The sequence below is a fragment of the Pseudomonas sp. UBA6323 genome, assembly GCF_002439135.1.
Taxonomy (GTDB): Bacteria; Pseudomonadota; Gammaproteobacteria; order Pseudomonadales; family Pseudomonadaceae; genus Aquipseudomonas.
Genome location: NZ_DJSX01000018.1, coordinates 24,055 through 35,395, shown reverse-complemented (window position 1 = coordinate 35,395; position 11,341 = coordinate 24,055). Strand labels below are relative to the sequence as shown.

The following is an 11,341-nucleotide window of genomic DNA, read 5'->3' as shown; positions in this document are numbered from 1 at the left end:
CCCACGGTGGCTCGTGCAAGCCGGCCCGCGCAGTGATCGATCGCCTGCGCGCCAACGTGGTGACTCTGGCGCTGTCCGGCGACATCGACGCGCTGAACCTCAGCCAGCAGCTGATCGATCCAAACTGACAGACACGCCTGCCGGACAACAGCACGCCGTACACCTCGACCATCGTGTTCCTGGTACGCAAGGGCAACCCGAAAGGCATCAAGGACTGGGATGACCTGGTCAAGGACGGCGTGGAAGTCATCACCCCGAACCCGAAAACCTCCGGCGGCGCGCGCTGGAACTTCCTCGCCGCCTGGGCCTATGCCCGCGAGAAGTTCGGCAGCGAAGACAAGGCCCTAGAGTTCGTCACCGAGCTCTATCGCCACGCCCCGGTACTGGATACCGGCGCGCGCGGCGCCACCATCAGCTTCGTCCAGCGTGGACTGGGTGACGTGTTGCTGGCCTGGGAAAACGAAGCCTATCTGTCGCTGGCCGAAGAAGGCGGCGACCAGCTGGAGATCGTCACCCCGTCGCTGTCGATCCTTGCCGAGCCGCCGGTAGCGGTGGTCGACGCCAACGTCGAGCGCAAGGGCACCCGTGCCCTGGCCGAGGCTTACCTGAAACATCTGTACAGCGAAGAAGGCCAGCGCATCGCCGCGAAGAACTTCTATCGCCCACGCAACGAAAAGGTCGCAGCCGAGTTCAAGGACCAGTTCCAGGACCTCAAGCTGGTGACCATCGACAAGGACTTCGGCGGCTGGAAACAGGCCCAGCCCAAGTACTTCGACGACGGCGGCGTGTTCGACCAGATCTTCAGCAAGATCAACCAGTAGCAGCGAATTCATTCGCGATTGCCTCGCGAGATTCGCCACTGGAGCCGCGCCTGCTGGGCGCGGCTCCCGATCGCTGTCTTTAGGTAAAAGGACACTCCATGTCTCGTCGCACTTCCCCGGTCATACCCGGCTTCGGGCTGACCCTGGGCTACACCATCACCTACCTGGCGTTGATCGTGCTGATTCCGCTGGGGGCGATGTTCCTCTTCTCGCTGCAACTGACCGGCGAACAGTGGTGGTCATTGCTGAACAACCGCCAGCTGCAGTTCTCGCTGAAACTCTCGTTCGGCACCGCACTGGCCGCCGCCCTGCTCAATGGCATTCTCGGCACCATCATCGCCTGGGTGCTGGTGCGCTACACCTTCCCCGGCCGGCGCATCATCGACGCCATGGTCGACATGCCGTTCGCGCTGCCCACGGCCGTGGCCGGCATCGCCCTGACCGCGCTGTATGCGCCAACCGGCCTGATCGGCTCGCTGTTCCCCTTCAAGATCGCCTACACCCCGCTGGGCATCACCCTGGCGCTGGTGTTCGTCACCCTGCCGTTCGTGGTGCGCACGTTGCAGCCGGTACTGGCCGACATTCCCAGGGAAGTCGAGGAGGCGGCAGCCTGCCTGGGCGCCAAGCCGCTGCAGGTGTTCCGCCACATCTTGCTGCCGAGCCTGCTGCCCGCCTGGCTGACCGGCTTCGCCCTGGCCTTCGCCCGCGGCGTCGGCGAGTACGGCTCGGTGGTGTTCATCGCCGGCAACATCCCGCTGAAGACCGAGATCATGCCGCTGCTGATCGTGTCCAAACTCGACCAGTACGACTATCCGGGCGCCACCGCCATCGGTGTGATCATGCTGGTGGTGTCGTTCCTCCTGCTGCTGCTGATCAACATCCTGCAGCGCCGCATCCAGCCGCAACTCTGAGGAGCCCGTCATGAGCCTTGCAACCCTTGGCCAGAGCGCGGCTGCGCGCCCGGCCAGTCGCTCCGTCGGCGCCATCGTCCTGATCGTCATCGCCTGGGCGGTGTTCGCCGCGATTCTCCTGTTGCCGCTGTACATGGTGGTGACCCAGGGCCTGAGCCGCGGCCCGGAATTCTTCTGGGAGGCGATCAGCGAGCCGGACGCCATCTCGGCGCTGAAACTCACCCTGCTGGCGACCGCCATCTCGGTACCGCTGAACCTGGTGTTCGGCCTCGCCGCGGCCTGGGCGGTGACCAAGTTCGAGTTCCGCGGCAAGAGCATCCTGATCACCCTGATCGACATGCCGTTCTCGGTGTCGCCGGTGGTCGCCGGCCTGATCTACGTGCTGCTGTTCGGATCGCAGAGCGTGCTCGCGCCGTACCTCGACTCGCAGAACCTGCAGATCGTCTATGCCGTGCCGGGCATCGTCCTGGCGACCATCTTCGTCACCTTTCCCTTCGTCGCCCGCGAGCTGATCCCGCTGATGGAGGAACAGGGCACCACCGAGGAAGAGGCCGCACGCCTGCTCGGTGCCAACGGCTGGCAGATGTTCTGGCATGTCACGCTGCCTAACGTAAAATGGGCGCTGATCTACGGCGTGGTGCTGTGCACCGCCCGTGCGATGGGCGAATTCGGCGCAGTTTCGGTGGTTTCCGGACATATCCGCGGTTACACCAACACCCTGCCGCTGCATATCGAGATTCTCTACAACGAGTACAACATCGTCGCGGCCTTCAGCGTGGCGATCCTGCTGCTCGTCATGGCCCTGGTGGTGCTGCTGCTTCGCCAATGGAGCGAAGCGCGTCTGAGCCGCCAGCTGCAAGCCAACCGAGAAGACTGACAGCCGTGAGGCACGGCCCACGGAACCACCAGGAATAAGCCATGAGTATCGAAGTCAAAGGCGTCAACAAGCAGTTCGGCCAGTTCAAGGCGCTGAACGAGATCAACCTGAGCATCCAGAGCGGCGAGCTGGTCGCCCTGCTCGGGCCGTCCGGCTGCGGCAAGACCACCCTGCTGCGCATCATCGCCGGCCTGGAAACCCCGGACAGCGGCAGCATCGGCTTCCACGGCGAGGACGTGTCCGAGCACGACGTGCGTGATCGCAACGTCGGCTTCGTGTTCCAGCATTACGCGCTGTTCCGCCACATGACCGTGTTCGACAACGTTGCCTTCGGCCTGCGCATGAAGCCCAAGCGCGAGCGCCCGAGCGAAGAGGTGATCAAGCAGAAGGTGCACGAGCTGCTCAACCTGGTGCAGCTCGACTGGCTCGGCGACCGCTACCCGGAGCAGCTCTCCGGCGGCCAGCGCCAGCGTATCGCCCTGGCCCGCGCCCTGGCGGTGGAGCCCAAGGTGTTGCTGCTCGACGAACCCTTCGGCGCACTGGATGCGAAGGTGCGCAAGGAGCTGCGCCGCTGGCTGGCGCGCCTGCACGAGGAAGTGCACCTGACCAGCGTGTTCGTGACCCACGACCAGGAAGAAGCCATGGAAGTGGCCGACCGCATCGTGGTGATGAACAAGGGCGTGATCGAGCAGATCGGCACCCCGGCCGAGGTCTACGAGCATCCGGCCAATGACTTCGTCTACCACTTCCTCGGTGACGCCAACCGCCTCTACGTCGGCAGCGACCACCACGTGCTGTTCCGCCCGCACGAGGTCGACCTGTCCAGCGAGCCAAGCCCGGAGCACAAGGCAGGTGAAGTACGTGATATCCGCCTGCTCGGCGCGATCACCCGCATCACGCTGAAAGTCGAAGGCCAGGACGAACTGATCGAGGCCGAGGTGGCCAAGGATCACGTCAGCCTGAACAACCTCGCCCGCGGCACCACCCTGTACTTCAAGCCCAAGGGCGGCAAGCCGGTCAGCACCTCAGCCTAAAGCCACGCCCGTAGGAGTCGCGCCCCGCGACGAAAAGCTTCGCCTCGGGGCGGGGCTCCTACGCGGTGAAGCATTGGCATGCCTTAGTACCTAGGGTGGGCTTCAGCCCACCGGCTAGGGTTCAGGTGGACTAAAGCGGATCGCCCGGCCCACCCTACGAAGCTACGGAGCCGCAATCGCCATGATCGCCCTGCGTCCCTGCGGGGAAACCTGCAACGCACGCGAATCCTTGCTGCGCCGCAGCCAGCCCTCGCCTTCGCACAGAGTCAGCAACGCCGCGCCCAGCGCACCGCCCAGATGCGGCTTGCGCTCGCTCCAGTCAGGGCAGGCACAGAGTCGCTGGCGGCGCTGACGGCCTACCTGCTGCAGATCGATACCCAGCGCTTGCAGCCCCTGCTCGCCGCTTGCGGTCAACTTCAGCGCATCGCCCTCCTCGCTCAGCCAGTTGGCGGCGTGCATGCGTGCGAATACGCCGACCGCCAGCTCGCCGGCCAGATGGTCGTAGCAGGTGCGCGCCTCGCGCATGGGCTGCGGCGTGCCCCGCGAGGACGGTATAGCGCGAGCTTGCCGGGGCTGTGCAGCCAGTGCGGCACTGGCCAGCGCCTCCACCAATTGCCCGACTTCCGGCCCGGCCAGACGGTAGTAACGATTGCGCCCATGCCGCTGCTGCGCCAGCAGGCCGCCCTCCACCAGCTTGGCCAGGTGCGCACTGGTCGACGACGGCGACAACCCCGCCAGCAAGGCCAGCTCACCGGCCGGCCGCGCGCTGCCATCCATCAGTGCCCAGACCATGGCAGCACGCCCGGCATCGGCGAGCAGGGCGGCGATCGAACTGAAACCCGGTGCGTATTCCATAATTCACCTCATGACGAAACATGGCGTGCAGCAAATGTGGATACTGGCAGGCAACTTCAGCCAGAGCCAGCCAGGGAGAAAGCCGATGCTCGCCGTGATCTTCGAAGTCGAGGCCAAACCGGACCAACAGCAGGACTATCTCGACCTCGCCGCAGAGCTGCGCCCGCTACTCACCGAACAGCCGGGTTTCATCTCCATCGAGCGCTTCCAGAGTCTGACCCAGCCAGGGAAGATCCTGTCGCTGTCGTTCTGGCAGGACGAAGCCTCGGTCCAGGCCTGGCGCCAGCGCGATGAACACCGACGCGCACAGACGGCAGGACGCGAGGAGGTTTTCGGTCACTATCGTCTGCGCGTGGCCCAGGTGCTGCGCGACTACGGCATGCACGAACGCGACGAGGCGCCTGCCGACAGCCGGGCGATCCACGAGCAGGGGGCGGCGCGATGACCGACCACCTACCGTTGATCCTCGTCACCTTTCTGCTCGCCGGCATGGTCAAGGGCGTGGTCGGCCTCGGTCTGCCGACCATCGCCGTCGGTCTGCTCGGCCTGGTGATGGCGCCACTGCAAGCCGCCGCGCTGTTGATCATCCCATCGATGGTGACCAACATCTGGCAACTGTGCGACGGCCGCAGCCCGCTGCCGATGGCGCGCCGCCTGTGGCTGATGCTGCTGGGCATCCTGTTCGGCACGCTGCTGGTCGCCGGCTTGCTGCAGAGTCTCGACCTGCCCGGGGCAACCCGCTGGCTGGGCGCTGCCCTGGTGCTCTACGCGGTGCTCGGCCTGGCCAAGGTGCACTTTCGTGTGGAGCGGGCCAAGGAAGCGTGGCTAGGCCCGGTGATCGGCGCCATCACCGGTGCGATTACTGCGGTTACCGGCGTCTTCGTGATTCCAGCCGTACCCTACCTGCAGGCCATCGGCCTGGAGAAGGACGACCTGGTGCAGGCGCTGGGGCTGTCGTTCAGCGTCTCCACCCTGGCCCTGGCGGCAGCGCTCGGTCACAGCGGTGAACTGCTGCAACCGGCGGTGCTCGGGCTGTCTGCCCTGGCCTTGCTGCCTGCCCTACTGGGCATGGCCGCCGGCCAGTGGTTGCGCAAACGCATCAGCGCGGAGCGCTTCAAACGCTGGTTCTTCATCGGCTTGTTGCTGCTCGGCGCCGAGCTGGCGTTGCGTGGCCTCTGAGCCGGCCTCATTAGGCCACGGCAGCCTGCGAGTGCCTGAGGCCGAACCATTGCAGTTCGGCCAGCAGCCCGACCGCCAGAGCCTGAGCGATGACGAAGGCGTGGCCGAACAGGTTCGGCGACACCCAACCCACCACCAGCAACAGCAGGCTGTCGACCACCCAGACGACGTTGACCGCAATCACCGCCCAGATGGCCGTGCGGCTGATTTCTGCGCGGTTGGACAGCCACACCAGCATCGCCGCGAAGGGCAGCAGGGCACTGCCGGCGACCAGCAACAGCAGGCGCGGTAACTCGAGGAAGGCGCCCAGCCAGCCGGCCGCCAGGACCAGCAGCAGGCCGGTGACGCCGCTGAGCAGACCATCGAGCATGAGGGCGTTGCGTAGCATCGGGGAAGGTTGCAGTACGTTCATGACGAATTCTCCGTAAGGGCACCGGAGCGGTGCCTGGCCTACAGATTTCGCCGAAACCATCAGGGCGTCGATTACCTGCCAGGTAATGGCTGACATGACCTGACTGCACTATCGTGCAGACCATGAACAGCCAATCCCAGACCGCCGGCGCCCTGTTGCGCCAATGGCGCCAGCGGCGCCGCCTGAGCCAGCTCGACCTCGCCTGCGAGGCCGAGATTTCCACGCGCCATCTGAGCTTCGTCGAGACCGGCCGCGCCCAGCCCAGCCGCGACATGCTGCTGCATCTGGCCGAGCAGCTGGACATTCCCCTGCGCGAGCGCAATCGCCTGCTCAGCGCAGCCGGCTTCGCCCCGCTGTACAGCCAGCACGATCTGACCGACCCGGCACTGGCCCCCGCGCGCCAGGCCATCGAGCAATTGCTCAAGGCCCATGAGCCCTATCCGGCGCTTGCCATCGATCGGCAGTGGAACCTGCTGGCCGCCAACGCGGCGGCCACCGCCTTCCTCGCCGGCATGCCGGATTTCCTGCTCGGCCCGCCGCTCAACGTGATGCGCCTGTCGCTGCACCCCGAGGGCCTGGCCCCGCGCATCGCCAATCTGTCGCTGTGGCGCGCGCACCTGCTGATGCGCCTGCAGCGCGATGCGGAGATCAGCGGCGACGACGCCCTGTTCGCCCTACTCGATGAGCTGCGCGACTACCCGGCGCCGGCGGAAGTCCCTGCGCCACCGAGCGACGCCGTGCTGGTACCGCTGCAACTGCACAGCGAGCAGGGCGTGCTCAGCCTGATCAGCACCATCACGGTGTTCGGTACGCCGAATGACGTGACCCTCGCCGAACTGGCACTGGAAACCTTCTTCCCCGCCGACGCCTTCACCGCCGAGTACCTGCGCAATCTGATGAAAAGCCTCTGAACGGTGGCGATTTCCGACGAAATCACTCTTTCGGGTCATGCTCCGCTACGCTTGGCGCAGTAGTCTTGGCGCTGCGTCGTCGACGCTGCCAATGCATACCTGCTCAAAACAATAACAAGGAGCACCCCGGATGCGCTGTAAAGCACTGTTGCGCCATGCTTTTCTCTGGTCGCTCGGACTCTTCGTCGGGCTCTCGCCCCTGGCCTTCGCCGAAGCCGTCAGCCCGCAGGAACAGATTCAGATACATGCCAGCCGCGCCACCAGCAGCCTGATGCTGTTACGTGGCGAGGGTTTCCAGAAGACCCATCAGCAGCGCCTGGAAGCCGATCTGGCCGCTCTGGCCGGCGCCATGCAGAGCCTGCCGCAGGGCAGCGCGGAACTCACCAGCGCCCATCAGGCACTCGTTACCCAATTGCGCAACGGTGTTTCCTATGGCCCCGGTGACGAGAATGTGCCCTGGCGCTTTCCCGAAGACCTCAGCCGCGCGCTGCGCGACTTCCTCAGCGCGGCCCGCGCATTGCCTGGCGCCGAGGGCCAGAGCGAGCTGGCGGCGAAGGTCGAGTACCTCAGCGTGCAGTACCTCAGCCGCTCCTATCTGGGCACCTTCGAGATCGCCCGGGAACAACCCGGCACCTACCTCGGCCAGGACGAACGCCTGCTGTTGCCGGCCATCGACGGTGAATTGCAGGCGCTCGAGGAGCAAGCCGATCCGCAGGTGAGCAAGTTGCAGACGCGCTGGAGCTATCTGCGCGCCGCACTAGCCGATATGAACAGCCAGAGCAATGCCCTGCAGAGCGTCTCCGGCCGCCCCTTCGCCCCGATCACCGTGGATCGCCATGCACGCTCGATGACGACCCAGTGGATGGCGATGTACTAGAAAGGCTCGCGGCTGAAGCCCCTCCCACGGAATCTGTGGGAGGGGCTTCAGCCGCGACGAACAGAAGAAGCAGCGCGCGCTCAGGCCAGCGCTTTCTTCTCGCGAATGCAGGTCGGCCCGGCGATCTCCACCACGGCATGCTCGACTTCCTTGCGCAGGCCGAGCAGGAAGGCCAGTTCAGCCACCACGAACAGCGGGCCGACGATCAGCCCCATGATGTCGTCGACGAACGCCGGCTTGCGGCCTTCGTAATAGTGGCCAACGAACTGGATGACCCAGCCGACCACGAACAGACCCAGCCCTGCCGCCAGCCACAGGCCGGTGCTCGCCACCGCCAGCTTGGCCGCGAGCCACAGACTCAGTGCCAGCAACGCGCTCATGACCAGGCCGAAGCGGGCATCCAGCCGCAGGTAGAACCAGGCCGAAGCCAGCGCCACCAGCGTCGCCGGGGCCAGCCACAGGCCGGCAAGCTGGAAACCAGGGCGCGACAGCAGCACGGCGACGGCCAGCACGATCATCGGGATACCGATGAAATGGCTGGCGATGTTGCGTCGGTCGCGGTGGTAGGCGGCATACTGCGCCAGGTGATCGACGAGGGTTTTCATTGTTATCGTCCTCATATGTGAAACAGGCCCGAGCATGATCACCTCGCCGCCGCTCGTCGCACTGTCGGCTAGCCGACAATGGCAGGGATCGCCGCACCACCGCGCAACCGTCCAGGAACCGTAATGCCCGATCCGCATCATTACTTCAGCCAGTTGAACCAGGGCCACTGGTTCGCCGCACTGCCTCCGGCGCTGAGCCAGAGCCTGCTGGACATGGCCCAGGTGCAGCGTCTGGACGCCGGCCAGCGGCTGTTTCGTCGTGGCGACAAGCCCAGCGGGCTTTATGCGGTGGTGGAAGGGGCGGTGCGCGTCGGCGCCGTCAGCGAGAACGGCAAGGAGGCGCTGCTGACCCTGGTCGAGCCGCCTTACTGGTTCGGCGAAATTTCCCTGTTCGATGGCCTGCCGCGCACCCACGATGCCTTCACCGAAAGCGCCAGCACCCTGCTGTTGCTGCCCCAGCATGAACTGCTCGCGCTGCTCGAGCGCGAGCAGCAGTACTGGCGCGACTTCGCCCTGCTGATGAGCCACAAGCTGCGTCTGGCCTTCGTCGCCCTGGAGGACATGAGCCTGCTGCCGGCTGCACCACGCCTGGCCCGGCGCCTGTTGCTGATCGCCGAGAACTACGGCGAGAGCGAACCGCGCCGCGTGCTGCACCTGGCCCAGGAACAGCTGGCGCTGATGCTCTCGCTGTCGCGCCAGACCACCAACCAGATTCTCAAGGAGTTGCAGGCGCAGGGCGTGGTCCAGCTGACCTACGGCGAGATCGAGATTCTCGACTTAGAGCGCCTGCGCCAGCTGGCCTCGTGAACGGCTGGCGTCCCGCCACTGTCCAAGCCCTGTCCAATTACTCAGCCGAAGAAGTCCGTACCGATGCGAGACCCTGCTCACGCTCCGCTACCCGCTGTGCTCGCCGGTCCGATACTGCGCCGCCTGGAGCCCGGCCGCCTGGTACTGTGGCTGCTGGCCAGTCGTGAGCTGAACCTGCAGTTGACCCTGCAGGCCGAGAACCAGGCGCAACGCACCGAGGCCTTGGCCGAACATTGCCAGCAGTTGCCGCTGGGCCGTCATGCCGTGCTGCACCTGATCGACCTGCCGCTCGCGCAGGCGCTGCCGCAGGACGTGCGCATCGCCTACGACCTGCAGATCCTCGATGGCGATACCGTACAGGGCATGCGCGATTGGGCGCCGCATCTGCTGCATGAGGGCGCCGAGCACGCCGACTTCGTCCTGCGTTCACGGGTCGACCAGCTGCTGCACGGCTCCTGCCGCAGACCGCACCACGCCGCCAGCGACGGCCTGCTGTGCGCCGACCGTCTGCTGGCTGAGCAGCCCGAAGCCACCCAGCGCCCTGCCCTGCTGCTGATGAGTGGCGACCAGGTGTACGTCGACGACGTCGCCGGGCCGATGCTGTGCGCCATTCACCAACTGATCGCCCGCCTCGGTCTGTTCGACGAGTTCCTCGAAGGCGCCGTGGTGGAGGACAGCCAGGCGCTCTACGGCCACTCGGTTGGCTACTACCAGCGCGCTGAACTGCTGCCGGCGGTGAAGAGCAACCAGACCCTGCGCGACAAGTTCTTCGGCGGTGTGGAAAAGCCGGTATTCACCACCAGCAGCGCCGACAACCACCTGGTGACCTTCGCCGAGATGATCGCCATGTACCTGCTGGTCTGGTCGCCAGTGCCCTGGACCCTGATCACGGAAGACCAGCCGCCGCTGGATGAGCAACAACAGCAGCGTTACGCCGACGAGCGCCAGCGCATCGACGCTTTTCGCCAGACCCTCGGCCAGGCGGCTCGGGCGTTCGCCCACCTGCCGACGTTGATGATCTTCGACGACCACGACGTCACCGACGACTGGAACCTCTCCGCGCGCTGGGAGCAGACCGCCTACGGCCATCCCTTCTCCAAGCGCATCATCGGCAACGCCCTGCTCGCCTACCTGTTGTGCCAGGGCTGGGGCAACAACCCGGACGTGTTCGAGCAGCCGCTGCAAGCCTTCAGCGACCTGTTGCAGCAGCGCCAGGACGACCACCTTCAGGCCGAGATGCAGGACGCGTTGATCGACCAACTGCAACAGTTCGAACAATGGCACTACGTGCTGCCGACCACTCCGGCGCTGCTGGTGCTCGATACGCGCACGCGCCGCTGGCGCAGCGAAGGGCACCTGTCGAAACCCTCGGGGCTGATGGACTGGGAAGCGCTGTGCGACTTCCAGCAGGCGCTACTCGACCACCCCAGCTGCATCATCGTCTCGCCAGCACCGATGTTCGGCGTGAAGCTGATCGAGGGCATTCAGAAGCTGTTCACCTACGCCGGCCACCCGCTGATGGTCGATGCGGAGAACTGGATGGCCCATCGCGGCGCAGCGCGGGTGATGATGAACATCTTCCGCCACTCGCGCACGCCAAGGGATTTCGTCATCCTCTCTGGCGACGTGCACTACTCCTTCGTTTACCGCGTGAGCATCCGCCACAAACGCGCCAGCCCGACCATCTGGCAGATCACCAGCAGCGGCATCAAGAACGAATTTCCGCCCAGGCTGCTGGACTGGTTCGACCGCCTTAACCGCTGGCTCTACGCGCCATGGTCGCCGCTCAACTGGCTGACCAAGCGCCGACGCATGCGCGTCACCCCGCTGATTCCCGACCGCAGCCGCGCCGGCGAGCGCCTGTGGAACGGCGCCGGCCTCGGCCAGGTGTTCTTCGACGACCAGGGCCGGCCCACGCGCATCATGCAGCTCAATGCCGATGGCTCGGCGCCCGCCACCTTCGTCGCCGAGCGCGAATCCGCTCCGGCAACGACGGCGCAGGCCAGCCCCGGAAATCGTGGCGCTGTAACCAGGGACGAGCACCTGCGCTGA

12 protein-coding genes and 1 pseudogene are annotated in these 11,341 nt (G+C 65.6%); 10 read left to right on the top strand and 3 right to left on the bottom strand.

Annotation, left to right across the window (positions count from 1 at the left end; genetic code table 11):
- From B3P22_RS04985 to B3P22_RS04970, 4 genes and pseudogenes are all read left to right on the top strand, one after another.
- A pseudogene (locus B3P22_RS04985) lies at positions 1-821 on the top strand (sulfate ABC transporter substrate-binding protein); the annotation flags it as partial.
- Positions 822-919: 98 nt separating this feature from the next.
- Positions 920-1,732 carry a sulfate ABC transporter permease subunit CysT gene (gene cysT, locus B3P22_RS04980; RefSeq protein WP_296270149.1) on the top strand — a complete coding sequence of 271 codons (813 nt, stop codon included), beginning with the start codon at positions 920-922 and terminating at the stop codon, positions 1,730-1,732.
- A 10-nt stretch (positions 1,733-1,742) separates the two neighbouring features.
- Positions 1,743-2,609 carry a sulfate ABC transporter permease subunit CysW gene (gene cysW, locus B3P22_RS04975; protein ID WP_296270147.1) on the top strand — a complete coding sequence of 289 codons (867 nt, stop codon included), beginning with the start codon at positions 1,743-1,745 and terminating at the stop codon, positions 2,607-2,609.
- A 41-nt stretch (positions 2,610-2,650) separates the two neighbouring features.
- The gene (locus tag B3P22_RS04970; RefSeq protein ID WP_296270145.1) at positions 2,651-3,643 is read left to right on the top strand and encodes a sulfate/molybdate ABC transporter ATP-binding protein; all 993 of its coding nucleotides are present in this window, start codon (positions 2,651-2,653) and stop codon (positions 3,641-3,643) included.
- A 162-nt stretch (positions 3,644-3,805) separates the two neighbouring features.
- Here B3P22_RS04970 and B3P22_RS04965 read toward each other — a convergent pair whose 3' ends face one another.
- Complete coding sequence (locus B3P22_RS04965; protein ID WP_296270144.1) at positions 3,806-4,498, bottom strand: ArsR/SmtB family transcription factor; 693 nt, start codon at positions 4,496-4,498, stop codon at positions 3,806-3,808.
- Between the two features lie 85 nt (positions 4,499-4,583).
- Here B3P22_RS04965 and B3P22_RS04960 point away from each other — a divergent pair, with 85 nt between their 5' ends.
- Both B3P22_RS04960 and B3P22_RS04955 read left to right on the top strand, forming a co-directional pair.
- Positions 4,584-4,943, top strand: a complete 360-nt coding sequence (locus B3P22_RS04960) for an antibiotic biosynthesis monooxygenase family protein (protein WP_275547744.1) — start codon at positions 4,584-4,586, stop codon at positions 4,941-4,943.
- The gene (locus B3P22_RS04955) at positions 4,940-5,677 is read left to right on the top strand and encodes a sulfite exporter TauE/SafE family protein (RefSeq protein ID WP_296270143.1); all 738 of its coding nucleotides are present in this window, start codon (positions 4,940-4,942) and stop codon (positions 5,675-5,677) included. The genes B3P22_RS04960 and B3P22_RS04955 overlap by 4 nt, the downstream gene beginning before the upstream one ends.
- Positions 5,678-5,687: 10 nt before the next feature.
- Here the strand turns inward: B3P22_RS04955 and B3P22_RS04950 are convergent, their stop codons facing one another.
- Positions 5,688-6,089 carry a hypothetical protein gene (locus B3P22_RS04950; protein ID WP_197858589.1) on the bottom strand — a complete coding sequence of 134 codons (402 nt, stop codon included), beginning with the start codon at positions 6,087-6,089 and terminating at the stop codon, positions 5,688-5,690.
- A 122-nt stretch (positions 6,090-6,211) separates the two neighbouring features.
- On the opposite strand from B3P22_RS04950, the gene B3P22_RS04945 reads away from it, so the two are divergent.
- Entirely contained in the window at positions 6,212-7,000 is a 789-nt protein-coding gene (locus B3P22_RS04945; RefSeq protein ID WP_275547746.1) for a helix-turn-helix domain-containing protein, read from the top strand.
- A 130-nt stretch (positions 7,001-7,130) separates the two neighbouring features.
- Entirely contained in the window at positions 7,131-7,877 is a 747-nt protein-coding gene (locus B3P22_RS04940; protein WP_275547747.1) for a hypothetical protein, read from the top strand.
- Between the two features lie 80 nt (positions 7,878-7,957).
- Here B3P22_RS04940 and B3P22_RS04935 read toward each other — a convergent pair whose 3' ends face one another.
- On the bottom strand, positions 7,958-8,482 hold the full coding sequence (locus B3P22_RS04935; protein ID WP_197858586.1) for a DUF962 domain-containing protein: 525 nt from the start codon (positions 8,480-8,482) through the stop codon (positions 7,958-7,960).
- A 123-nt stretch (positions 8,483-8,605) separates the two neighbouring features.
- On the opposite strand from B3P22_RS04935, the gene B3P22_RS04930 reads away from it, so the two are divergent.
- Together B3P22_RS04930 and B3P22_RS04925 are read left to right on the top strand one after the other, a co-directional pair.
- A complete protein-coding gene (locus B3P22_RS04930; protein ID WP_275547748.1) occupies positions 8,606-9,289 on the top strand; it encodes a Crp/Fnr family transcriptional regulator in 684 nt (227 codons plus the stop codon).
- Positions 9,290-9,352: 63 nt separating this feature from the next.
- Positions 9,353-11,341: an alkaline phosphatase family protein gene (locus B3P22_RS04925; RefSeq protein WP_275547749.1), complete on the top strand. Its 1,989-nt coding sequence runs from the start codon at positions 9,353-9,355 to the stop codon at positions 11,339-11,341.